The 21,107-nt window shown below is 65.5% G+C and carries 18 protein-coding genes; 8 read left to right on the top strand and 10 right to left on the bottom strand.

What is annotated here, in order from left to right; translation table 11 throughout:
- Positions 1-48: 48 nt before the first annotated feature.
- Together tgt and queA are read right to left on the bottom strand one after the other, a co-directional pair.
- Complete coding sequence (tgt, locus tag BBA01S_RS13010) at positions 49-1,248, bottom strand: tRNA guanosine(34) transglycosylase Tgt (protein WP_027816830.1); 1,200 nt, start codon at positions 1,246-1,248, stop codon at positions 49-51.
- Positions 1,249-1,367: 119 nt separating this feature from the next.
- The gene (gene queA / locus BBA01S_RS13005; protein WP_027816829.1) at positions 1,368-2,429 is read right to left on the bottom strand and encodes a tRNA preQ1(34) S-adenosylmethionine ribosyltransferase-isomerase QueA; all 1,062 of its coding nucleotides are present in this window, start codon (positions 2,427-2,429) and stop codon (positions 1,368-1,370) included.
- Positions 2,430-2,679: 250 nt separating this feature from the next.
- On the opposite strand from queA, the gene recG reads away from it, so the two are divergent.
- The 5 genes from recG (at position 2,680) to ubiA (ending at position 8,410) form a co-directional block, all read left to right on the top strand.
- Positions 2,680-5,022, top strand: coding sequence for an ATP-dependent DNA helicase RecG (gene recG / locus BBA01S_RS13000; protein ID WP_042296936.1), 2,343 nt, complete (start codon positions 2,680-2,682; stop codon positions 5,020-5,022).
- 174 nt (positions 5,023-5,196) lie between these two features.
- Positions 5,197-6,156, top strand: coding sequence for a hydrogen peroxide-inducible genes activator (locus BBA01S_RS12995; protein WP_027816827.1), 960 nt, complete (start codon positions 5,197-5,199; stop codon positions 6,154-6,156).
- A gap of 324 nt (positions 6,157-6,480) precedes the next feature.
- A complete protein-coding gene (locus tag BBA01S_RS46800; protein ID WP_156965929.1) occupies positions 6,481-6,657 on the top strand; it encodes a hypothetical protein in 177 nt (58 codons plus the stop codon).
- A 203-nt stretch (positions 6,658-6,860) separates the two neighbouring features.
- A complete protein-coding gene (locus tag BBA01S_RS12985) occupies positions 6,861-7,349 on the top strand; it encodes a Dps family protein (RefSeq protein ID WP_027816826.1) in 489 nt (162 codons plus the stop codon).
- Positions 7,350-7,546: 197 nt separating this feature from the next.
- Positions 7,547-8,410 (top strand): 4-hydroxybenzoate octaprenyltransferase, encoded by an 864-nt coding sequence (gene ubiA, locus BBA01S_RS12980; protein WP_027816825.1) that lies wholly within the window; start codon positions 7,547-7,549, stop codon positions 8,408-8,410.
- Positions 8,411-8,492: 82 nt separating this feature from the next.
- Here ubiA and proC read toward each other — a convergent pair whose 3' ends face one another.
- The 6 genes from proC to BBA01S_RS12950 form a co-directional block, all read right to left on the bottom strand.
- A complete protein-coding gene (proC, locus tag BBA01S_RS12975; protein ID WP_027816824.1) occupies positions 8,493-9,308 on the bottom strand; it encodes a pyrroline-5-carboxylate reductase in 816 nt (271 codons plus the stop codon).
- A gap of 42 nt (positions 9,309-9,350) precedes the next feature.
- Positions 9,351-10,049, bottom strand: a complete 699-nt coding sequence (locus BBA01S_RS12970; protein WP_027816823.1) for a YggS family pyridoxal phosphate-dependent enzyme — start codon at positions 10,047-10,049, stop codon at positions 9,351-9,353.
- Between the two features lie 245 nt (positions 10,050-10,294).
- Entirely contained in the window at positions 10,295-11,524 is a 1,230-nt protein-coding gene (gene glcF / locus BBA01S_RS12965; protein WP_027816822.1) for a glycolate oxidase subunit GlcF, read from the bottom strand.
- A gap of 18 nt (positions 11,525-11,542) precedes the next feature.
- Complete coding sequence (gene glcE / locus BBA01S_RS12960) at positions 11,543-12,631, bottom strand: glycolate oxidase subunit GlcE (RefSeq protein WP_027816821.1); 1,089 nt, start codon at positions 12,629-12,631, stop codon at positions 11,543-11,545.
- Between the two features lie 234 nt (positions 12,632-12,865).
- Positions 12,866-14,392, bottom strand: coding sequence for an FAD-linked oxidase C-terminal domain-containing protein (locus BBA01S_RS12955; protein ID WP_042296933.1), 1,527 nt, complete (start codon positions 14,390-14,392; stop codon positions 12,866-12,868).
- A gap of 27 nt (positions 14,393-14,419) precedes the next feature.
- Positions 14,420-15,835, bottom strand: coding sequence for an FAD-binding oxidoreductase (locus BBA01S_RS12950; protein WP_027816819.1), 1,416 nt, complete (start codon positions 15,833-15,835; stop codon positions 14,420-14,422).
- Positions 15,836-16,042: 207 nt separating this feature from the next.
- On the opposite strand from BBA01S_RS12950, the gene BBA01S_RS12945 reads away from it, so the two are divergent.
- Positions 16,043-16,639 carry a cob(I)yrinic acid a,c-diamide adenosyltransferase gene (locus BBA01S_RS12945; RefSeq protein ID WP_027816818.1) on the top strand — a complete coding sequence of 199 codons (597 nt, stop codon included), beginning with the start codon at positions 16,043-16,045 and terminating at the stop codon, positions 16,637-16,639.
- Between the two features lie 131 nt (positions 16,640-16,770).
- Positions 16,771-17,985 carry an NO-inducible flavohemoprotein gene (hmpA, locus tag BBA01S_RS12940; protein WP_027816817.1) on the top strand — a complete coding sequence of 405 codons (1,215 nt, stop codon included), beginning with the start codon at positions 16,771-16,773 and terminating at the stop codon, positions 17,983-17,985.
- A gap of 115 nt (positions 17,986-18,100) precedes the next feature.
- On the opposite strand, the gene aroG is transcribed toward hmpA, so the two are convergent.
- Positions 18,101-19,174: a 3-deoxy-7-phosphoheptulonate synthase AroG gene (gene aroG, locus BBA01S_RS12935; protein ID WP_027816816.1), complete on the bottom strand. Its 1,074-nt coding sequence runs from the start codon at positions 19,172-19,174 to the stop codon at positions 18,101-18,103.
- Positions 19,175-19,252: 78 nt separating this feature from the next.
- Between aroG and BBA01S_RS46795 the strand changes: the two genes are divergently transcribed.
- On the top strand, positions 19,253-19,441 hold the full coding sequence (locus tag BBA01S_RS46795; protein ID WP_156965928.1) for a hypothetical protein: 189 nt from the start codon (positions 19,253-19,255) through the stop codon (positions 19,439-19,441).
- A gap of 174 nt (positions 19,442-19,615) precedes the next feature.
- Here the strand turns inward: BBA01S_RS46795 and tldD are convergent, their stop codons facing one another.
- Positions 19,616-21,082, bottom strand: a complete 1,467-nt coding sequence (gene tldD, locus BBA01S_RS12925; RefSeq protein ID WP_027816815.1) for a metalloprotease TldD — start codon at positions 21,080-21,082, stop codon at positions 19,616-19,618.
- Positions 21,083-21,107: the final 25 nt, after the last annotated feature.

Genomic DNA, 21,107 nt, shown 5'->3' with positions numbered 1-21,107 from the left:
AAGCTTGCCGGCGCGCACCTCGATCCCCATTGCCTGGGCTCCCTGGGCTCAGTCCACACCGCGTGCGCGGTTTTCGGCGAAACGCTGACGGAAGGCCGTGAAGGTCTTCGTCTCGATTGCCGTGCGGATCTCGCTCATCAGCTCCAGGTAGTAGTGCAGATTGTGGATCGTGTTGAGCTGCGCGCCGAGGATTTCGCCCACGCGGTGCAGGTGATGCAGGTAGCCGCGCGTGAAGTTGCGGCAGGTGTAGCAGCCGCACTGTTCGTCAAGCGGACGCAGCGAATTCTTGTGCGTGGCGTTGCGGATCTTGATGTCGCCGAAGCGCGTGAAGATCCAGCCGTTGCGCGCATTGCGCGTGGGCATCACGCAGTCGAACATGTCGACGCCCGCGGCCACGCCCGCCACCAGGTCTTCCGGCGTGCCTACGCCCATCAGGTAGTGCGGCTTGTCGGCCGGAAGCTTCGGCGCGATGTGCTCCAGCACGCGCATCATGTCTTCCTTCGGCTCGCCGACCGACAGCCCGCCGATGGCATAGCCGTGGAACGGCATCTGCGACAGGCCAGCCAGCGATTCGTCGCGCAGGTCTTCGAACATGCCGCCCTGCACGATGCCGAACAGCGCATTCGGATTGCCCAGGCGGTTGAATTCGTCGATCGAGCGCTGCGCCCAGCGCATCGACATGCGCATGGAGTCGGCGGCTTCCTTGTGCGTGGTCGGCACGCCCTTGCTCTCATAGGGCGTGCATTCGTCGAACTGCATGACGATGTCCGAGTTCAGCACCTTCTGGATCTGCATCGACACTTCGGGCGAGAGGAACAGCTTGTCGCCGTTCACGGGCGAGGCGAAGCGCACGCCGTCTTCCGAAATCTTGCGCAGGTCGCCGAGCGAGAACACCTGGAAGCCGCCCGAATCCGTGAGGATCGGCCGGTTCCAGCCCATGAAGCGGTGCAGGCCGCCGTGCGCCTCGATCGTTTCCAGACCCGGGCGCAGCCAGAGGTGGAAGGTGTTGCCGAGGATGATCTGCGCCTTCATTTCCTCCAGCTCGCGCGGCTGGGTGGCCTTCACGGTGCCGTAGGTGCCCACGGGCATGAAGATCGGCGTTTCGACCACGCCGTGATTGAGCGTGACGCGGCCGCGGCGCGCGAGGCCGTCGGTGCCGAGCAGTTCGAATTTGAGGCCGTTTTGCGGGCGTTCGCCCAGATAGGCGCCGTGTTCGGCGCGTGCGTTGCTTTGCTGACCGTCGGTCATGCGGTTGACTCCTGTGCTACCGGAAAACAGTCCGGCGCAGATGGTGAAACGCCGCCGCGCTTTATCGACGTCTAATCGACGTTTTATCGATATCGCGCGGCGGCCTGAAATTGGGCGATTTACTGGTTGAGCGCGTCTTCCGTGCGCGTGAGCAACATCGCGTCGCCGTAGCTGAAAAAGCGATAACGCTCGGCAATGGCGTGTTTGTACGCAGCACGAATCGTTTCGATGCCTGCGAACGCGGACACCAGCATCAGCAGCGTCGATTTCGGCAAATGGAAGTTCGTGACCAGCCGGTCGACCACGCGGAACTGATAGCCCGGCGTGATGAAAATATCGGTTTCCGCCTGGGTCGCCGCGAGTTCGCGGCTCTCGTTCGCGGCGTCGCGCGCGGCGGCTTCGAGTGCGCGCATCGACGTCGTGCCCACGGCGATCACGCGGCCACCGCGTGCGCGCGTGGCGGCGATCTTGTCGACGAGCGACTGCGGCAGCTGATACCACTCGCTGTGCATCTTGTGCTCGGCGATGTTTTCCACGCGCACCGGCTGGAACGTGCCCGCGCCCACGTGCAGCGTGAGTGTCGCGCGCTCGACGCCCATCGCGTCGAGTCTGGCGAGCAGCGCGTCGTCGAAGTGCAGACCGGCGGTCGGCGCGGCGACCGCGCCCGGATTCTGCGCGAACACGGTCTGGTAGCGCGTTTCATCGCCGGCGTCGGCGTCATGCGTGATGTAGGGCGGCAGCGGCAGGCGGCCGAACTGCTCGATCAGCGTCAGGCAGTCGTCGGGGAAGTGCAGCGTGTAGAACGGCTCGACGCGCTCGCCGACCGTCACGTCGAATGCATCGGCCAGACGCAGCACCGTGCCGGGAGCGGGGCTCTTGCTCGCGCGGATCTGCGCGAGCGCCGTGCGTGCGCCGGTCAGGCGCTCGACCAGCACTTCGATCTTGCCGCCGCTGGCCTTCTGGCCGAAGAAGCGCGCCTTCAGCACCTTGGTATCGTTGAACACGAGCAGGTCGCCGGGTGCGATGCAGGCGGGCAGGTCGGCGAACGTGCGGTCGGTCAGCCGCGCGGGCTGAACGGAGTTATCGACTTCCAGGAGACGGCTCGCGCTGCGCTCGGGCAGGGCGGTCTGCGCGATCAGCGCTTCGGGAAGCTCGAAATCGAAATCGGAAAGCTTGAACATACGGCCTGATAAAACGGTAAGGCGCCGACGATACGGCGCGGCGACTGGCGGGCGGCGCGGGCGCGTGATGAGCGTGGGCGTCCGCAAACGCCGGACGGTTGCGCCCCAAAAACGGCCTGGATGCCCGCTCGGGCGAAGCGAGCAAGTATGATTGCGGAACCGGCCTGACGGGTGCATCGACACCAGCAGGCCGATGCGCGGACGTGCCGCGCCATGCCGGAAAGCCGATATTGTACTTGTGAAGCAGCCAATGCCCTCGTCCGTTAGCCGAATGATTGCCGAATCCGATCCCGCGAGCGTCCCTGATGACGAAATGCGGGACGAAACGCGCGATGAAGCGCGGGATGACACTCAGCCGGACGCGCGCGCCGAAATGAACGCCGAAATGAACGCAGGAGCGCACGCAGAAGCGCACGACGCCGCGCCGCAAGCGAAAGTGCCGCGCAAGCGTGCGAGCGCAAAGAAAGCCGCTGAAAAAACCGCTGAAAAGGCGGACGACAAGGACAAGCCCAAGCTCACCAAGACCGCCGACCGCCTGGCCAAACTGGGCCTGAAGAGCGCCATCGACCTCGTGCTGCATCTGCCGATGCGCTACGAGGACGAAACCACGCTCACGCCCATTGGCGAGTTGCTGCCCGGCGGCGTCGAGCAGACCGAAGGCGTGGTGTTCGACAACGAAGTCGCCTATCGCCCGCGTCGGCAGCTGGTCGTCAAGCTGCGCGACCACAACGGCGACGAACTGCATCTGCGCTTTCTGAACTTCTACGGCTCGCAGGTCGCGCAAATGGCAGTGGGCAAGCGCCTGCGCGTGCGCGGCGACGTGCGCGGCGGCTTCTTCGGCATGGAGATGGTGCACCCGGCCGTGAAGGTCGTCGAAGGCGATGCGCCGTTGCCGCAGGCGCTCACGCCGGTCTATCCGTCGACGGCGGGCGTGAGCCAGGCGTATCTGCGCAAGGCCATCGACAACGCGCTCTCGCGCGCGCATCTGCCCGAACTGCTGCCCGAGCCCATCGCGCAGGAATTCCTCGCGCCGCTCAACGTGCCAGGCCTCATGGATGCGGTGAAGACGCTGCACCACCCGCCCATCAACGCCGATCAAAACGAGCTGATCGACGGCACGCATCCCGCCTGGACGCGCATCAAATTCGACGAGCTGCTCGCGCAGCAGCTATCGCTCAAGCGCGCGCACGAGGAGCGCCGCACGCGCGCCGCCCCCGCGATGGCGCGTCATGTTGCGGGCCGCAAGAGCGAAGAGACGCTGCTCGCGCGCCTGCGCGAAGCGCTGCCGTTCAAGCTCACGAATGCGCAGGAGCGCGTGGTCGGCGAGATCGCGCAGGACCTGGAAGCGCCGCACCCGATGCAGCGTCTGCTGCAAGGCGATGTGGGCGCGGGCAAGACCGTGGTGGCCGCGCTCGCCGCCGCGCAGGCCATCGACGCCGGTTATCAGGCCGCGCTCATGGCGCCCACCGAAATCCTCGCGGAGCAGCACGCGCGCAAACTGCGCGGCTGGCTAGAGCCGCTGGGCGTGCAGGTGGCGTGGCTCTCGGGCAGCCTCAAGGCCAAGGAAAAGCGCGCTGCGCTGGAAGCCGCGGCGCTCGGCACGGCGAAGCTCGTGATCGGCACGCACGCGATTATTCAGGACGCCGTGGAATTCGCGCGGCTTGGCCTCGTGATCGTCGACGAGCAGCATCGCTTTGGCGTCGAGCAGCGGCTCGCGCTGCGCGCCAAGGCGCAAAACGCGAAGTCGCCCGACGACGCCGCGCGCGAGTTCCAGCCGCATCAGCTGATGATGACGGCGACGCCGATCCCGCGCACGCTCGCGATGACCTACTACGCGGATCTCGAAGTCTCCACCATCGACGAACTGCCGCCAGGCCGCACGCCGATTCTCACCAAGCTCGTCTCCGATGCGCGCCGCGAGGAAGTGATCGCGCGAGTGCGTGCGGCAGCGCTGACGGGGCGGCAGGTGTACTGGGTGTGCCCGCTGATCGAGGAAAGCGAGACGCTGCAACTGCAGACCGCCGTGGAGACCTACGAGACGCTGGTGGCCGCGCTGCCGGAGCTGTCCGTCGGCCTCGTGCACGGGCGGCTCGCATCGGCGGACAAGGCGGCCGTGATGGACGCGTTCTCGCGCAACGAAGTGCAGTTGCTGGTGGCGACCACGGTGATCGAAGTGGGCGTGGACGTGCCCAACGCGTCGCTCATGGTGATCGAGCACGCCGAGCGCTTCGGCCTCGCGCAGTTGCACCAGTTGCGCGGGCGGGTGGGGCGCGGCACGGCGGCGTCGGTGTGCCTGCTGCTTTACACCGGGCCGCTCTCGCTGACCGGGCGCCAGCGTCTGCAGACCATGCGCGAAACCACCGACGGCTTCGAGATCGCCCGCCGGGACCTGGAAATTCGTGGCCCCGGCGAGTTCCTCGGCGCGCGCCAGTCGGGCGCGGCGATGCTGCGTTTCGCGAACCTTGAAAACGACGCATGGCTGATCGAGCCGGCCCGCGAAGCCGCCGAACGCCTGCTGCACGAGTATCCGCACGTGGTCACGCAGCACCTCAATCGCTGGCTCGGCGCGCGCGAGCAGTATCTGAAGGCGTAGGAAACAATCCATTGCCGCCTCGCGCACGCCATCTGCGGAACCTGCGCGCATTCTCACCGTCTGACCCTGTTCATGATCGCGCCCCCGATAGGGGCGTTGATTATTGGCGAATCGCCGCCATAGGTGTATAAGTACAAGCTATTGATTCACCCTTTTCGATTAGTCCCCAATGAAATGACGCTCACTGAATTGAAATACATCGTCGCGGTTGCCCGCGAGCGCCACTTCGGACGGGCCGCCGAAGCCTGCTTCGTGAGCCAGCCGACACTGTCGGTCGCCATCAAGAAACTCGAAGACGAACTGAACGTGCAGATCTTCGAACGCGGCACGAGCGAAGTGAGCGTGACGCCCATCGGCGAGCAGATCGTGACGCAAGCGCAGCGCGTGCTGGAGCAGACGCTCGCGATCAAGGAAATCGCCAAGCAGGGCAAGGATCCGCTGGTCGGGCCGCTGCGTCTGGGTGTGATCTACACGATCGGGCCTTACCTGCTGCCCACGCTGGTCAAGCAGATGATCAAGCGCGTCCCGCAGATGCCGCTGATGCTGCAGGAGAACTACACGCTCAAGCTGATCGAACTGCTCAAGCAGGGCGAAATCGACGTCGCGATCATGGCGCTGCCGTTCGCCGAAACCGGGCTCACGCTGCGTCCGCTCTACGACGAGCCGTTCGTCGTGGCGCTGCCGTCGGGCCACATCTGGGAACAGCGCGACAAGATCGACCCGGAAGATCTCAAGCAGGAAACCATGTTGCTGCTCGGGAGCGGCCACTGCTTCCGCGATCACGTGCTGGGCGTGTGCCCGGAACTGATGCGCTTCTCGCAGAACGCGGACGGCATCCAGAAGACCTTCGAAGGATCGTCGCTGGAAACCATTCGCCATATGGTGGCGAGCGGCGTCGGCATTACGGTGCTGCCGCGCATGTCGGTGACCGAAGTGAAGCCGCACGCTGGCGGCGTCGATTCGGGACTGCTGTCCTACGTGCCGTTCGACGAGCCGGTGCCCGATCGCCGCGTGGTGCTGGCATGGCGCAAGAGCTTCACGCGCATGCCGGCGATCGAGGCGATCGTCGACGCAATCAACGCGTGCGACCTGCCGGGCGTGAAGAAGATCGAGGCGCCCGCCGAAGCGGCCTGATGCCTGTCTAGCTGGATGCGCCGCGCTTCATGCGCGGCGTTTTCGTTTCTCTGGTGCGGCGTTCGCCCGCCTGCTTCCCTGTCCTGATCCTTTGCTGCGGCTGTATTAAGGCCCCGATAAGCCACACCTATTCGATAGATATAATAAATTAATTTATATTTATCGATAGCTATTGATAGAGTCTCACTCAACCGCGAATAACAACCGCAGGCAGAAGCAGGGAGCCGCGGCGGGGCGCAGACCGCCTCGCCGCACCAGACATCCAGGCAACTAGGCAAACCTAGGCAAACCTAGGGAAACGCAGGAACCGCAAGGAGCACGATCATGACCAGAACGATGACGATGACACTCAAGACCGTGGGCGCGGGCCGTGGCGCCGACATGGCGCGTTCGCGTGCGGAAGGTACGCAGATCGTGCGCCGCGTGATTGGCTTCGCGATCCTGTCGAGCGGTTTCGTCGCGATTCTGACGCAAATCCTTGCGCACATCGCGGGGCACTAAGACGAGCGTGCTGCAGAGCCGATCGGCGGGCACGCACGGTGCTTGATCCAGTTGGATTGCGGGGCCGGATGCCCCGGTTTTCTGGCACCGATAAGATAAACTGACGCCCAGTCGAGCGAACGCGCAGCCTTCACCGGCATTGGCTCGGTGATGCGGATAGTGCTTCGTTCCGGATGGGTAGTCTCACTGCAAAAGGAGTCGTCATGGCCAAAAAATCTGCTGTGCAGCACGTGAATATCGGCATTACCGACAAGGATCGCAAGAAGATCGCGGACGGCCTCTCGCATCTGCTCGCTGACACGTACACGCTGTACCTGAAGACGCACAACTTCCACTGGAACGTGACGGGGCCGATGTTCAACACGCTCCATCTGATGTTCGAGACGCAGTACAACGAGCTGGCGCTGGCCGTGGACGCAATCGCCGAGCGTATTCGCGCGCTGGGTGTGCACGCACCGGGCACCTACAAGGACTTCGCGCGGCTCTCGTCGATTCCGGAAGCGGACGGCGTGCCGGCCGCCGAAGACATGATCCGCCAGCTGGTGGAAGGTCAGGAAGCCGTGGTGCGCACCGCGCGCGCGATCTTCCCGGCGACGGAAGCCGCCCACGACGAGCCGACTGCCGACCTGCTCACGCAGCGTATGCAGACGCATGAAAAGACGGCGTGGATGCTGCGTTCGATGCTGGCTTGAGGCTGGCTTGAGCCTGAATTGATTGCTGATTCGTTGAAAAGCCCGCTGGCTGGCCCAGCGGGCTTTTTGTTTCTGGCGCGCCGATATTGCCCGATTTCCCGCGCATCGGGCGGGCGAAGCTGACGGCGGCCTGCCGCATGCGTGGCCTACAATAGCGCATCGACTTTTCCGCCTTTTGCGCTTCTACTGCCCCGAACATGCTCGCCCGACTTCCGCTCTATCTGCGCCTCGTCCGCATGGACAAGCCGATCGGCAGCCTGCTGCTGCTGTGGCCGACGCTCAACGCGCTATGGATCGCCTCGAACGGCCATCCGTCGCTTTCGCTGCTGGTGATCTTCACGCTCGGCACCGTGCTGATGCGCTCGGCGGGCTGTGCGATCAACGATTACGCCGACCGCGACTTCGACCGCCACGTCAAGCGCACGGCGGAGCGGCCCATCACCTCGGGGCGCATCCGGGCGTGGGAAGCGGTGGCGATTGCCGCGGGTCTCGCGATCGTCTCCTTCCTGCTGATCCTGCCGCTGAACGCGCTCACGAAGGAACTGTCGGTGGTCGCGCTGTTCGTGGCGGGTTCGTATCCGTTCACCAAGCGCTTTTTCGCGATTCCGCAGGCGTATCTGGGCATCGCGTTCGGCTTTGGCATCCCGATGGCGTTCGCCGCCATTCAGGATCATGTGCCGATGCTCGCGTGGATCATGCTGATCGCGAATGTGTTCTGGTCGGTGGCCTATGACACCGAATACGCGATGGTCGATCGCGACGACGATATCAAGATCGGCATCCGCACCTCGGCGCTCACGTTTGGCCGCTTTGACGTGCTCGCGATCATGCTCTGCTACGCATTCACGCTCGGCATCTACGTCTGGGTGGGGCTCACGCAGCAATTCGGCGTGCTCTACTGGCTCGGCTGGGCGGCGGCCGCGGGCTGCGCGGTCTATCACTACTCGCTGATCAAGGATCGCGAGCGCATGCCGTGCTTCGCCGCGTTCCGTCACAACAACTGGCTGGGCGGTGCGCTGTTCGTCGGTATCGCGGCGCATTACGCGGCGGCGGGCATGTAAGCCTCGTCATCGCAGGTTCCAGATGTGAAAAAGCGCCGGGTTCGATCAACCCGGCGCTTTTTCATTTCAGCCGAAACCGCACTTATTGCGCGCCGAATTCCTTGCCCATTTCCTTCGCGCGCGCATCGGCGGCGAGCGCGCCGCGCACGATCGCGTCCTTGATCCCCGATGCGTCAAACGAGGCGAGCGCCGCCGCCGTCGTGCCGCCCTTGGACGTCACGCGCTCGCGCAGCACGGCAGGCGGTTCGTCAGAATTGAGCGCCAGTTGCGCCGCGCCCGTGAAGGTCGCGATGGCGAGCGCGCGGCCCTGTTGCTCGTCCATGCCGAGCTGACGCGCGGCTTCTTCGAGCGCCTCGATGAAATAGAACACATAGGCCGGGCCGCTGCCCGAGATCGCCGTGACGGCGTCGATCTTGCCTTCGTCGTCGAACCATACCGTCTGGCCGACCGCACCCAGTACGTTCGATGCGAGTTCGCGGCCTGCCTCGTCCACGCCGTTGCTCGCGACCAGACCCGTCGCACCCATGCCGATCAGCGCAGGCGTGTTGGGCATCGTGCGCACGACGCGCGCGTGGCCGCCGAGCCAGCGCGACAGATCGTCGATACGGATACCGGCCATGATGCTGATGACGACCTGGTGCGCGCCCAGATGCGGCGCGAGGCCTTCGGCAACTGCCTTGGCGATCTGCGGTTTGACCGCGATCAGAACCGCGTCATAGGCCGCGAGCGCACTGTCCGCTGCTGCGCCCGTTTGCACGCCGAACTGGTCGGCGGTGCGCTTGCGCGCGTCTTCGTTCGGATCGATCGCATACAGATTCGCGGCCGGGACGCCCTTGCGGATGAGGCCGCCGATGAGTGCAGCGGCCATGTTGCCGCCGCCGATGAAGGCAATTTTCATGGTGTTGGAGTGCGTCAGTGAATCGGTGGGTCAGTCGGTAAATCAGTGAGAGTAATCGCGTGCGCCGAAGATCGCGGTGCCGACGCGCACGATGGTCGCGCCTTCGAGCACCGCTGCTTCGAGATCCGCCGACATGCCCATCGAGAGCGTGTCGAGCGCGAGGCCGTCGGCGCGCAGCGCTTCGAACAGCTCGCGCAGGCGGCGATGTGGCGCGCGCTGTGCGTCGAGCGTCTGCGCCGGTTCGGGAATCGACATCAGCCCGCGCAGGCGCAGATTGGGCAGCGCGGCGATCGCATGCGCGACCTGCGCGGCTTCTTGCGGCGCGACGCCGCTTTTGGAGTCTTCGCCGCTCACGTTGACCTGCAGGCAGACGTTGAGCGGCGCCATATCGGCCGGGCGCTGCTCGGACAGGCGTTGCGCGATCTTCAGGCGGTCGACCGAATGCACCCAGTCGAAACGCTCCGCCACGGGGCGCGTCTTGTTCGATTGCAGCGGCCCGATGAAATGCCATTCGATGTCCGCCCGCAGGTCGGCGAGCGCCTCGATCTTGTCCACGGCTTCCTGCACATAGTTTTCGCCGAACGCTCGCTGGCCTGCCGCGTGGGCGGCGCGCACGTCCCCGGCCGGGAAAGTCTTGGACACCGCAAGGAGCGCGACCGACTCCGGCGCGCGCTGCGCATTGTGGGCGGCAGCGTCGATGCGTTGCAGGACGGCTTCGAGGTGGTGGGCGAGATCGGTCATGTGAATTCTGGCCGGCCGCGCTGCGCTGCCCGCGGCCGCGCACTGGGTTAGGCGCACTGAAAACGAACGAGGCCAATTATACGGACTGCGTGCGGCGCGAGGCGTGCGCCAAAAGTCATAGGCCGAATGGCCGACTGTCGGGGCGCGCGGCGTTCCGTTAGGCTCGGGATGTTACCGGGGGACGGTAAAAGTGCAACCAGGGTTCAGCCGGGGTGCAACCCGCCTGACCCGCATGTCCATGTTCGTCAATTGGCCGCCAGCATATGCTCAACCAGCTCGATCCAGTGCGTGACCGGAATCTTCGTGCCGCTTTGCAGATGCGCGATGCAGCCGATATTCGCCGATACGATCACCTGCGGCTCCAGCGCCTTGAGCCGGTCGACTTTCTGGTTGCGCAGCGTGTAGGAAAGACGCGGCTGCGTGATCGAATACGTGCCGGCGGAGCCGCAGCACAGGTGACTGTCGGCGGGCAGGCGCACCTCCAGGCCCAGCGCGCCCAGCACTTTCTCCACGCCGCCGCGCAGTTGCTGGCCGTGCTGCAACGTGCAGGGCGGGTGGTACGCAACCGTATGAATGCCCCGTCGGCGCGTGGCCGCCACCAGCCTTTCTTCGAAGGCGGGCAGGATTTCGCTGAGATCGCGCGTGAGGCTGGCGATGCGCTGCGCCTTGCTCGCGTAGGCCGGATCGTTGCGCATGAGGTGCGCGTACTCCTTGACCGTCGCGCCGCAGCCCGAGGCATTCATCACGATCGCTTCGGCGCCTTGCTCGACATAGGGCCACCAGGCGTCGATGTTCGTGCGCACGTCGTCGAGCGCATCGTCGGTGTAGCCCATATGCAGACGGATCGCACCGCAGCAGCCTGCCTGCGGCGCGACGAGGGTTTCGATGCCAAGCGCGTCAAGCACGCGCGCCGTCGCCGTGTTGATATTGGGCATCATCGAAGGCTGCACGCAGCCCGCGAGCATGAGCATCTTGCGCTCGTGCTTTGCGCTCGGCCAGGCGAGCGGGCGCTGACGCACCGGCACCTTGTCGCGCAGGCGCCTGGGCAGCAGGGCGCGCACCTGCTGGGCCACGCGCATGGCGGGCGAGAACAGCATCCGGCGCGGCAGGAAGCCCGCAAGGAAGCGGCGTGTCAGGCGCTGGCGCAGCGGGCGCGGCACCAACTGCTCGGCATGCTTGCGGCCGACCTCCACGAGCCGCCCGTACTGCACGCCGGACGGGCAGGTCGTTTCGCAGCTGCGGCAGGTCAGGCAGCGATCCAGATGAGTGAGCGTACTCTTCGTCACCGGCGCGCCTTCCACCATCTGTTTCATCAGATAGATGCGCCCGCGCGGGCCGTCCAGTTCGTCGCCGAGCAACTGGTAGGTCGGGCAGGTCGCGGTGCAGAAGCCGCAATGCACGCACTTGCGCAGGATCGCGTCGGCTTCGTCGCCGTCGGGGGTGTTGCGAATGAAGTCCGCGAGGTTCGTCTGCATCGCCGCGTGAAGGTCTGGTCAGAAGTCGGAATACAGGCGGCCGCGATTGAAGATGCGGGCCGGGTCGAACGCGGCCTTCAGGCCGCGATGGATCTTCATGAGCGGTGCGGGCAGCGGCGTGAACACGCCCGCGCTGCGGTCGTAGCCGCGGCCGGTGCGGAAAATGGTTGCGTGGCCGCCCGCCTGTTTCGCGGTGATGCGCACGGTCTGTGCATCGGTTTCGGTGATCCACCAGCGCTGCGCGCCGCCCCATTCCATCAACTGCGCGCCGGGCAGCTGCAGCGGCTCGGCGATCGATGGCAAGGCGAGGCGCCAGAGCGCGGCGTCGGGCGCGATCGAGGCGAAGAACGGATCGCTCTGCTCGCGCAAGCCGGCCCAGAAGCGTTCGGCCTCCACGGCGTCGACGACTTCGCCGCCAAGCGAGGTTCGCGCGGCTTTCACGCCGGCTTCCGCGCCGGCCAGGCGCACGGCAAGCGTGCCGTTGCGCCATGCGCTGCCCGTGATAGGCAGCGGGCGGCCGCCCCATTCGTTGAGCTTGCGCACGGCGTCGGTGCCGTTCATGTCGAAGCGCAGCGTGGCTTCGGCCTGCGGCACCGGCAGCACTTTGACGGACAGCTCCAGAATCAGGCCGAGCGTGCCGAGCGAACCCGCCAGCAGGCGCGAGACGTCGTACCCAGCCACGTTCTTCACGACCTGGCCGCCGAAGTGCAGCACCGCGCCGTGCCCGTTCATGATGACGGCGCCCAGCACGAAGTCGCGCGCGGCGCCCGCACTTGCGCGGCGCGGCCCGGCCAGACCCGCCGCGATGCAGCCGCCGAAGGTGGCCTGCGGGCCGAAGTGAGGCGGCTCGAAGGCCAGCATCTGGCCATGCGTGGCGAGCGCATGTTCGATTTCGAGAAGCGGTGTGCCCGCGCGCGCCGTGATTACCAGCTCCGCAGGGTCGTACGCGATGATGCCCCGATGCGCGCGCGTATCGAGCACCTCGCCTTCGAGCGCCTGGCCGTACCAGTCCTTGGTGCCGCCGCCGCGTATGCGCAACGGCTTGCCGTCGGCGCTCGCGGCGCGGACGCGCTCAGACCAGACCGCGACGATGTCGTCCTCTTGCATGCTTCCCATGGCGTGTTTCTTGGCGCGTTCGTTCAGGCGCTAGCTGGCGCGGTTGTCGTTGTGGCTCGTTCGATTGTACTGACGCGTCCCGTGCTGACAACCAGGGGCACGCCCGCATGGCGGCGCGCGCCGAAAGCGGGCGCAACGCCCGCGCGACGCGTCGCGACGCACGCGATAACGCACGTCACACCGCGCGCCGCTCATAGCGCAACGCGTGGTGCGATCGGGCGAGAATCAGAAACGCGGAATATCGGGATGTGGCAGCAGATTGCCGCGCACGTGCATGCGCCCGTACTCGGCGCAGCGCGCCCGCGTGGGAATACCCTTATCGGGATTAAGCAGCCTGGCCGGGTCGAACGCGTGCTTCACAGCATGGAACGCGTCGCGCTCTTCCGGCGAGAACTGCACGCACATCGAATTGATCTTTTCGATGCCCACGCCATGCTCGCCCGTGACCGTGCCGCCCAGCTCGACGCAGGTTTCGAGAATGTCCGAGCCGAAGGCCTCCGCGCGGTGCCATTCGTCCTGGTCGTTGCCGTTGAAGAGAATCAGCGGGTGCATGTTGCCGTCGCCCGCGTGGAACACGTTGATGCAGCGCAGCTTGTACTGCTGCTCCATCTCGTGGATGCGAGCAAGCAGCGGGCCGATTGCGCGGCGCGGCACCGTGCCGTCCATGCAGTAATAGTCGGGCGAGATGCGTCCGGCGGCGGGGAACGCGTTCTTGCGGCCCGACCAGAAGCGCAGGCGTTCTTCCTCGGTGCGCGAAATCTGGATGCGCGTTGCGCCATGCTCGCGCAGCACGGCGGTCGTGCGCGCGATTTCCTCGGCGACTTCTTCGGGCGTGCCGTCGGCTTCGCACAGCAGGATCGCGGCGGCGTCGAGGTCGTAGCCCGCCTTGACGAACTCTTCGACCGCTTGCGTGGCCGGTTTGTCCATCATCTCCAGCCCCGCAGGGATGATGCCCGAGGCAATGATGCCCGCTACGGCGTCGCCGCCTTTCACGACATCGTCGAAGCTCGCCATGATGACCTGCGCGGTCTGCGGGCGCGGGATCAACTTGACGGTGACTTCGGTGACGATTGCGAACATGCCTTCGCTGCCGATCATCACGGCGAGCAGGTCGAGGCCAGGCGCATCGGGTGCGAGCGAACCGAATTCGACGATCTCGCCGTCCATCGTGACCGCGCGCACGCGCAGCACGTTATGCACGGTGAGGCCGTACTTGAGGCAATGCACGCCACCCGAGTTCTCGGAGACATTGCCGCCGATCGTGCAGGCGATCTGCGACGACGGATCGGGCGCGTAGTAGAGGCCGTAGGGCGCGGCGGCGTCGGACACCGCGAGGTTGCGCACGCCCGGCTGCACGGTGGCCGTGCGCGCGTAAGGATCGACTTCGAGAATGCGCCGGAAGCGCGCCAGCGACAGCACGATGCCGTGGCGAATCGGCATGGCGCCGCCCGACAGGCCCGTGCCCGCGCCGCGCGGCACGACCGGCACGTCCAGGCGGCGGCAGATCTGCACGATGCGCTGCACCTGCGATTCGGTTTCCGGCAGCGCGACCGCAAGCGGCAGGCGACGATAGGCGGCGAGGCCGTCGCACTCGTAGGCGACCGTGTCTTCCTCGCGGTGCAGCAGGCAATGCGCGGGCAGCACGGCCATCAGCGCCTGCACGACTTCGCGCTGGCGCTGCGCGAGGGCTTCTGGCGTGAGTTCCGGGGCTTCGCCGGGAATCATTGCCGTGTTCGCATCCGGTGCGTTCATGTCTGCTCCTCGTTGACTGTTTCCGGATCAGGCGGCCCAGCTGAAAATCTTGCCCGGATTCATGAGGTTGTGCGGATCGAGCGCGTGCTTGATGGCGCGCATGGTGTCGATCGTGTCCGCGCCGTGTTCCTCGATAAGGAAGTCCATCTTGTGCAGGCCCACGCCGTGCTCGCCCGTGCAGGTGCCGTCCATGCGGATCGCGCGCTGCACGATGCGGTGGTTCAGGCGCTCGGCTTCGTCGATTTCCTCGGGCTTGTCCGGATCGATCAGGATTGCCACATGAAAATTGCCGTCGCCCACATGGCCGACAATCGGGCAAGGCAGCGGCGACGCCATCAGGTCGGCTTCGGTTTCCACCACGCATTCAGCGAGGCGCGAGATCGGCACGCATACGTCGGTCGTCACCGCGCGGCAGCCAGGCCTCAGTTGCAGCATCGCGAAGTAGGCGCTGTGACGCGCGTTCCACAGACGGCTGCGGTCTTCGGGGCGGGTGGCCCATTCGAAGCCTTCACCGCCGTTTTGCGCCGCGATCTCCTGCACGAGCTGCGCCTGTTCGGCGACACCGGCTTCGGTACCGTGGAACTCGAAGAACAGCGTGTGCTTTTCGCGCAGCGTCAGGTTCGAATGCTTGTTGATTGCACGCACCGCGAGCGCGTCGATGAACTCCACGCGCGCGATCGGCACGCCGATCTGAATGGTTTCGATCACGCTGCGCACGGCTTCGGCCATCGACGGGAATGCGCAGATCGCCGCCGACACTGCTTCCGGCTGCGGATAGAGCCGCACCGTGATTTCGGTGATGATGCCGAGCGTGCCTTCGGAGCCCACGAACAGCCGCGTGAGGTCGTAGCCCGCCGACGACTTGCGTGCGCGCGTGCCGGTCTTGATGACGCGGCCGTCGGCGAGCACGGCGCTCAGGCCGAGTACGTTCTCGCGCATCGTGCCGTAGCGCACGGCGTTGGTGCCCGAGGCGCGCGTCGCCGACATGCCGCCGATGCTCGCGTCCGCACCCGGATCGATCGGGAAGAACAGGCCCGTGTCGCGCAGCGCTTCGTTGAGTTGCTTGCGCGAAATGCCCGGCTCGACCGTGACGGTCAGGTCTTCAGCGTTGATCGCGAGCACGCGATTCATCTGCGAAAGATCGATCGAGACGCCGCCCTGCACGGCCAGCAGATGGCCTTCGAGCGACGAACCGTTGCCGTAGGGGATGATCGGCACACCGTATTGGGCGCACAGTTTGACGATGGCCTGGACTTCTTCGGTGCTATGCGCGTAGACGACGGCGTCGGGCAGTTGCGGGTCGAAGCGCGATTCGTCGCGGCCATGATGGGCGCGCACGGCTTCGGAGGTGGAGACGCGCTCGCCGACGGCGTTGCGCAGGCTGTCAAGGAGATCGGCGGGGAACGGGCGACGTTCGAGCGTCGGCGGCGCGGGATGATTCACGCGGGGGTCTCCTTATTGGACATGATCAGGACATGCTCTTTGGCGCACTGCTTCGAACGGTCGATTCTACGCTCAACGTTCCGGCCTGAGAGGCGGGGACAGCCCGGGGGGGCGCCGCATTGCTGCGCTGCACGATTCGCGAGGGGCCCGCACGCGAGACAATCGCATCTTTGCTGCTTTACGATTCTGGATTCTGGAGAGACACATATGGGCAATCGCCTGAGCAAGATCGCCACGCGCACCGGCGACGACGGTACGACCGGCCTCGGCGACGGCAGCCGCGTGCGCAAGGACGATGCGCGCATCGCCGCGATCGGCGACGTCGACGAACTGAACTCGAACATCGGTGTGCTGCTTTGCGAGACGTTGCCCGACGACGTGCGCGCCGCACTCACCGCGATCCAGCACGACCTGTTCGATCTGGGCGGCGAGCTTTGCATGCCCGGCCATACGATCGTCACGGACGCGCACCTCGCGCGGCTCGACGACTGGCTCGCCGGGTACAACGCGACGCTTCCGCCGCTCAAGGAGTTCATCCTGCCCGCCGGTTCGCGCGCGGCGTCGCTCGCACATGTCTGCCGTACGGTCTGCCGGCGCGCGGAGCGGGCAATCGTTGCGCTGGGTGCGGAGCAGGACGACGCCGCCTCAGGCGCAGCGCTCGCGCAAACGCCGCGCCGCTACGTGAACCGGCTTTCCGATCTGCTGTTCGTGCTGGCGCGCGTGCTCAACCGCGCGGCGGGTGGCAGCGACGTCCTCTGGCGTCATGATCGCGGCCTGACGGACGAGCCGTCCCGCAACGAATAAAAGGGCGCAATTATGGCGCAGCGGCCCAAAAGCGCTGCGCCAGCGCATTTGCTGGGGTGCGACAAATTGCCCGGACAGCCTGCCTCGTTAAAGATGTATCTTATGTGCATCTTTAACGAGGAGAAGCCGCAATGACCGCGCTCACCGCCGACCAGATCGCCCGCGTCAAGGCCACCGCGCCCGTTTTCGCCGAGCATGGCCCGACCATCACGAAGCACTTCTATCAGCGCATGTTCAATGCGCATCCGGAGCTGAAGAACCTCTTCAACCAGACGCACCAGCAAAGCGGCAGCCAGCCGGAAACGCTGGCGCGCGCGGTCTACGCCTACGCGGCGAACATCGACAATCTGGGCGCGCTGGGCGGCGCGGTCACGCATATCGCGCACAAGCACGCGAGCCTGAACATCCGCCCGGAACACTATCCGATCGTCGGTCGTCATCTGCTTGGCGCAGTGGTCGATGTGCTGGGCGATGCCGTCGATCAGCCGACGCTCGACGCGTGGACGGTGGCGTACGAGCAGCTCGCGCAGATCATGATCGGCGTGGAAGCGAAGCTCTATGAGGCGGCGCCGTGGAGCGGTTTCCGTCCGTTCAAGGTCGTGCGCAAGCAGGTCGAAAGCGACGAGATCACCTCGTTCTATCTCGCTCCCGCCGACGGCTCGCCCGCAGGCGGTTTCGAGCCGGGCCAGTATGTGAGCGTGACGCGCTTCGTCGACAAGCTTGGCGTCGATCAGCCGCGTCAGTACAGCCTGTCCGACGCGCCGCATGGCCGCTGGCTGCGGATTTCGGTGAAGCGCGAAAAGGGTGGCAGCGGTTCGGGCGCCGTGCAGCCGGGCCACGTGTCGAACCTGATGCACGACGGCGTCGAGCAGGGCGCGATCGTCCACGTCAGTGCGCCGATGGGCGAATTCAAGCTCGATCGCCAGAAGACCACGCCGGTCGTGCTGATCAGCGGCGGCGTCGGCATTACGCCGATGGCGTCGATGCTGGCAACGCTGATGGCCGAGCGCAGCGAACGCCAGGTCACGTTCGTGCATGCCTGCCGCAATGGCCGCGTGCATGCGTTCCGCGACTGGCTGCGCCGCAGCGCCGCCGAGCATCCGAACCTCAAGCGCGCGGTGTTCTTCGAGGCCGTGGGCGCGGACGATCAGCCGGGCCAGGATTATGACTTCGAAGGCCGCGTCGATATCGCGCGCATCGAAGCCGACGTGATGCTGCCCGATGCCGATTACTACATCTGCGGCCCGGTCGCCTTCATGCGCGCGCAGCGCGAGGCGCTGGTGGCGCGCGGCGTGGACGCATCGCGCATCCACACGGAAATCTTCGGTTCGGGGATGCTCGATTGAGCGCGAACAAGTGCGATTGATCGCGACCGAGCGCCCATGAGCAGTCGCAAAAAAGCCCGGCCAGGGTAAAAACTGGCCGGGCTTTTTCACGTCATCACGCTTCTAGCGCAGCCGGTCAGTTGCCGCTGCCGCGCGCAATCCGGCGCTGCTTGACCGCTTCGGCGAGCCCTTCGAGCACGCCCACGCTTTCGTCCCAGCTAATGCACGCATCGGTGATGCTCTGGCCGTAGGTCAGCTCGCAGCCTTCCTTCAGATCCTGGCGGCCCGCCACGAGGTGCGATTCCACCATCACGCCGACGATGCGCTCGTCGCCGCCCGCAATCTGGCGGCCGATATCGGCGCAGACGGGGATCTGGTTTTCGTGCTTCTTCGAGCTGTTCGCGTGGCTCGCGTCGATCATCAGACGCGCGGCGAGACCCGCCTTGCCGATGTCGTTGCACGCCGCGTTGACGCTTTCCGCGTCATAGTTCGGCGTCTTGCCGCCGCGCAGGATCACGTGGCAGTCCTCATTGCCTGCGGTCGACACGATGGCCGAATGGCCGCCCTTCGTCACCGACAGGAAATGGTGCGGCTGCGACGCGGCCTTGATCGCATCGACGGCGATCTTGACGTTGCCGTCCGTGCCGTTCTTGAAACCGACCGGGCAGGAGAGACCCGAGGCCAGTTCGCGGTGCACCTGCGACTCGGTCGTGCGCGCGCCGATCGCGCCCCACGAGATCAGGTCGGCGATGTACTGCGGGCTGATCATGTCGAGGTATTCGGTGCCCGCCGGCAGGCCGAGTTCGTTGATCGACACGAGCAGCTCGCGCGCGGTGCGCAGGCCGTCGTTGATCTTGAAGCTGTTGTCCATGAACGGGTCGTTGATGAGACCCTTCCAGCCCACCGTCGTGCGCGGCTTTTCGAAGTAAACGCGCATCACGATTTCCAGCTCGTTCTTGAAGCGTTCGCGCTCCTGCACCAGCTTCTTCGCGTAGTCGATCGCGGCCTTGGTGTCGTGGATCGAGCACGGGCCGATCACCACGACGAGGCGGTCATCCATGCCGTGCAGGATGCGATGCAGCGCGCGGCGCGATTCGAAGATCAGCGTGGAAGCGGCTTCCGAGCACGGGAATTCGCGGATCAGGTGTGCGGGCGGCGTGAGTTCCTTGAGCTCGCGAATGCGGACATCGTCGGTGTTGTGCGGGGGCATGTTGTTTTCTCCTGATCCTGTGTAGCGTGCTTCGCGAGGCGAAACGGCGGCAATCTGCTAGATGAAAGTGAGGCTCGTATGAGTGAAGGCCAAAGAAGCCAGACGAAAAAAAACCGCCAGGCTTTGCTGGCGGTTTCTCGTTTGTTCGGGGTCCTGCGCGTACTATCAACCCTCTCGATCCGCCAGCGGTCTGAGATACCAAAAGAAGTAAAAGTAAAACTTCGTGGCGAACATGGCGAAATCGGTTCGTTGCGTCGAAAAGGGTGATTGCCTTTATAACCCGGCCTTCTTCAGGCTGGCAAGCGGGTTGCGCAGAAAAAGCGGGTGATTCGCGAAAAATCCAGTCTCGATGCAGGAATCCCGCATGGCGATGCGGATTTCCCGCATCGCCATGCATGAAGCCTGCGTATCGGCTTCACGCCGACCGGCCAGATAAAAGCGTCAGACCGTGCCGCCGACCGTCATGCGGTCGATGCGCAGCGTCGGCTGGCCGACGCCCACCGGCACGCTCTGGCCCTCCTTGCCGCACACGCCCACGCCCGAATCCAGGCGCATGTCGTTGCCGATCATGCTCACGTACTTGAGCGATTCCGGGCCGCTGCCGATCAGCGTCGCGCCCTTCACGGGGTAGGTGATCTTGCCGTCTTCGATCATGTAGGCCTCGGAGGCCGAGAACACGAACTTGCCGTTGGTGATGTCCACCTGGCCGCCGCCGAAGTTCACCGCATACAGGCCGTTTTTCACCGATGCGAGAATTTCCTGCGGATCCTTGTCGCCGTTGAGCATGTACGTGTTGGTCATGCGCGGCATCGGCAGGGCGGCGTAGGATTCGCGGCGCGCGTTGCCGGTCACGGGCATCTTCATCAGGCGCGCATTGAGCGAGTCCTGGATGTAGCCCTTGAGAATGCCGTCCTCGATCAGCGTCGTGCACTGCGTCGGGTTGCCTTCGTCGTCGATGTTGAGCGAGCCGCGGCGGTTGGGGATCGTGCCGTCGTCCACCACCGTGACGCCCTTGGCGGCCACACGCTCGCCGATCTGCCCCGCGAACGCCGACGAACCCTTGCGGTTGAAGTCGCCTTCCAGACCGTGGCCGATCGCCTCGTGCAGCAGCACGCCGGGCCAGCCCGGGCCGAGCACGACGGTCATTGCGCCTGCCGGAGCCGGACGCGCTTCGAGGTTCACGAGCGCCGCATGCACGGCGTCGTCGACGTACTTCGAGAGCACGTCGTCGGTGAAATAGCCGTAGTCGTAGCGACCGCCGCCGCCGCCGTTGCCGATCTCGCGGCGGCCGTTCTGCTCGGCGATCACCGTGACGGACACGCGCACGAGCGGGCGGATATCGGCCGCCAGCACGCCGTCGCTGCGCGCGACCAGCACGACGTCATATTCGCCGGCGAGCGCGGCCATCACCTGGGTGATGCGCGGGTCGCGGCTGCGCGCCATCTGCTCGACGCGCTCAAGCAGCTTGACCTTTTCGGTGGCGTCGAGCGAGGCGAGCGGATCGGACGGCAGGTACAGATCGCGGCCCGCCACGCCCTTGAGCGAAGTGGCCACCTGGATCTTCTGCTTGCCGCCGCCGGCCTTGGCGATCGAGCGCGTGGCGATGGCCGCCTGGCGGATCGCTTCGGGCGAAAGATCGTCTGAGTACGCGAAAGCGGTGCGCTCGCCGGACACGGCGCGCACGCCGACGCCCTGGTCGATGCTGAAACTGCCCGACTTGACGATGCCTTCCTCCAGGCTCCATGCCTCGCTGCGGGTGGCCTGGAAGTAGAGATCGGCGTAATCGACGCGGTGCGTGAAAATCTCGCCGAGCGTGCGCGTGAGCAGCGCCTCGTCGAGGCCGTAGGGCGCGAGGAGCACTTCCTTCGCGGTCGCCAGATTGCGGATGCCGGGTTCGATGATGTTCATGCGCTCAATATGGAAGTTTCGGATG

Source organism: Paraburkholderia bannensis NBRC 103871, assembly GCF_000685015.1.
Lineage (GTDB): Bacteria > Pseudomonadota > Gammaproteobacteria > Burkholderiales > Burkholderiaceae > Paraburkholderia > Paraburkholderia bannensis.
The sequence above is the reverse complement of the archived record's forward strand: the minus strand, read 5'-3'. Positions and strand labels throughout refer to the sequence as shown.

What these genes read in the sequence shown, in the direction of transcription:
- tgt (WP_027816830.1), bottom strand. Translation starts at nt 1,248, where the DNA reads ATGACCGACGGTCAGCAAAGCAACGCACGCGCCGAACACGGCGCCTAT.
- queA (WP_027816829.1), bottom strand. Translation starts at nt 2,429, where the DNA reads ATGTTCAAGCTTTCCGATTTCGATTTCGAGCTTCCCGAAGCGCTGATC.
- recG (WP_042296936.1), top strand. Translation starts at nt 2,680, where the DNA reads ATGCCCTCGTCCGTTAGCCGAATGATTGCCGAATCCGATCCCGCGAGC.
- BBA01S_RS12995 (WP_027816827.1), top strand. Translation starts at nt 5,197, where the DNA reads ATGACGCTCACTGAATTGAAATACATCGTCGCGGTTGCCCGCGAGCGC.
- BBA01S_RS46800 (WP_156965929.1), top strand. Translation starts at nt 6,481, where the DNA reads ATGACCAGAACGATGACGATGACACTCAAGACCGTGGGCGCGGGCCGT.
- BBA01S_RS12985 (WP_027816826.1), top strand. Translation starts at nt 6,861, where the DNA reads ATGGCCAAAAAATCTGCTGTGCAGCACGTGAATATCGGCATTACCGAC.
- ubiA (WP_027816825.1), top strand. Translation starts at nt 7,547, where the DNA reads ATGCTCGCCCGACTTCCGCTCTATCTGCGCCTCGTCCGCATGGACAAG.
- proC (WP_027816824.1), bottom strand. Translation starts at nt 9,308, where the DNA reads ATGAAAATTGCCTTCATCGGCGGCGGCAACATGGCCGCTGCACTCATC.
- BBA01S_RS12970 (WP_027816823.1), bottom strand. Translation starts at nt 10,049, where the DNA reads ATGACCGATCTCGCCCACCACCTCGAAGCCGTCCTGCAACGCATCGAC.
- glcF (WP_027816822.1), bottom strand. Translation starts at nt 11,524, where the DNA reads ATGCAGACGAACCTCGCGGACTTCATTCGCAACACCCCCGACGGCGAC.
- glcE (WP_027816821.1), bottom strand. Translation starts at nt 12,631, where the DNA reads ATGCAAGAGGACGACATCGTCGCGGTCTGGTCTGAGCGCGTCCGCGCC.
- BBA01S_RS12955 (WP_042296933.1), bottom strand. Translation starts at nt 14,392, where the DNA reads ATGAACGCACCGGATGCGAACACGGCAATGATTCCCGGCGAAGCCCCG.
- BBA01S_RS12945 (WP_027816818.1), top strand. Translation starts at nt 16,043, where the DNA reads ATGGGCAATCGCCTGAGCAAGATCGCCACGCGCACCGGCGACGACGGT.
- hmpA (WP_027816817.1), top strand. Translation starts at nt 16,771, where the DNA reads ATGACCGCGCTCACCGCCGACCAGATCGCCCGCGTCAAGGCCACCGCG.
- aroG (WP_027816816.1), bottom strand. Translation starts at nt 19,174, where the DNA reads ATGCCCCCGCACAACACCGACGATGTCCGCATTCGCGAGCTCAAGGAA.
- BBA01S_RS46795 (WP_156965928.1), top strand. Translation starts at nt 19,253, where the DNA reads ATGAGTGAAGGCCAAAGAAGCCAGACGAAAAAAAACCGCCAGGCTTTG.
- tldD (WP_027816815.1), bottom strand. Translation starts at nt 21,082, where the DNA reads ATGAACATCATCGAACCCGGCATCCGCAATCTGGCGACCGCGAAGGAA.